This window comes from Mesobacillus sp. (genome assembly GCF_049588175.1).
Taxonomy (GTDB): Bacteria; Bacillota; Bacilli; order Bacillales; family Cytobacillaceae; genus Mesobacillus.
The window spans coordinates 1-1,829 of sequence record NZ_JBAVFI010000621.1 but is presented as its reverse complement, the minus strand read 5'-3'; the positions used below and the strand labels follow the sequence as shown (position 1 = coordinate 1,829).

At 45.0% G+C, this 1,829-nt stretch carries 1 protein-coding gene; it reads left to right on the top strand.

Annotated features, from left to right (window positions below):
* A partial coding sequence (locus tag WB217_RS15010) for a dihydropteroate synthase (RefSeq protein ID WP_423994051.1) occupies window positions 1-1,829 on the top strand: 1,829 nt, incomplete at both ends.

The window sequence follows — 1,829 nt, the reverse complement described above, 5'->3', positions numbered from 1 at the left end:
GATTAATATTGTTGGAGGCTGCTGCGGCACAACCCCTGCCCATATAAAAGCGATTGCGGAAAAAATGCAGAAACGTCAGCCACGCCAAACGGATGCAAATCCTAATCATATGGTCTCAGGAATCGAGCCATTCATTTACGACGACCCAACTTTAAGGCCGATCATGGTCGGTGAACGAACAAATGTCATTGGTTCACGGAAATTTAAGCGCCTTATATCAGAAGGGAAAATCGAAGAAGCAGCGGAAATCGCCAGAGCTCAGGTCAAGAATGGCGCGCATGTCATCGATATTTGCCTTGCAGATCCTGACAGAGATGAGCTTCAGGATATGGAGGATTTTATCCCGGAAGTAGTCAAAAAGGTAAAAGTCCCGCTAGTCATTGATTCGACAGATGACAATGTAATCGAAAAAGCCCTTACCTATTCACAAGGAAAAGCGATTATTAATTCTATTAACCTAGAAGACGGTGAGGAGCGCTTTGAATCAGTAGCCCGCCTGATTCATCAATACGGTGCGGCCGTGGTAGTTGGAACGATTGATGAAATAGGCATGGGTGTCACTGCTGAAAGAAAGCTGGAGATCGCAAAACGTTCTTACGATTTACTAGTGAATAAATATAAAGTTCCACCTCAGGATTTAATATTTGATCCGCTTGTTTTTCCCGTAGGAACTGGGGATGAGCAGTATATTGGGTCTGCAAAAGCAACAGTTGATGGAATCAGGATGATAAAAGAAGCTTTCCCTGAAACTCAAACCATTCTGGGAATAAGCAATGTTTCGTTCGGCCTCCCTCCTGTTGGCAGGGAAGTGTTAAATTCTGTTTTTCTATACCGCTGCACCCAGGCCGGCCTAGATTATGCCATAGTAAATACAGAAAAGCTCGAACGCTTCGCTTCGATCAGCCCTGAAGAAGTTGCTATGGCAGAGGAGTTATTATTCAACACAACAGATCAGTCCCTGGCTGAGTTTACGGATTTCTATCGTGATAAAAAGAAGGAATCAAAAAGCACGCTTCCCGATATGACACTTGAAGAAAGACTAGCTTACTATATTATTGAGGGAACAAAAGAAGGCCTGGTTCCAGACCTGGATGCCGCGCTCTCCGCCTACCCTGCCCCACTTGATATCATTAATGGACCATTAATGGATGGGATGAAGGAAGTCGGCAGGCTGTTCAATGACAATCAATTGATCGTAGCCGAGGTACTTCAGAGTGCGGAAGTCATGAAGGCTGCCGTCTCCCATCTGGAACCGTATATGGAAAAGAATGAATCTGCTTCCACAAAAGGCAAGGTGCTTTTGGCCACAGTTAAAGGCGATGTACATGATATTGGCAAGAACCTTGTTGAAATAATCCTCAGCAATAATGGATACGATGTGGTCGACCTTGGGATCAAGGTGAACCCGACGGTACTAGTAGAAGCAATAAAAAAAGAAAAACCTGATATCGTCGGCCTTTCAGGACTGCTTGTCAAGTCAGCCCAGCAAATGGTCCTGACAGCACATGACATGAAGCAAGCGGGAATTAACGTCCCTATTTTAGTTGGCGGAGCCGCACTGTCAAGAAAGTTTACAGATACGAAGATTGCCAAGGAATATGACGGTCTTGTATTGTACGCAAAGGATGCAATGAACGGATTATCCCTTGCCAATCAGCTCCGGGAACCTGACGGCTACGAAAAGTTCATGATAGAACATAAGGAAAAACAGGAGGCTGCCCTGTTAAAACCAGCTTTTACTCGTGAAAAAAGCTCTGCAACCGCGGTTTTGGATCGTCCAAAAGCAGTCGCGACTGCACCTGTTTTTATTCCCAAGGATACGAAAAGGC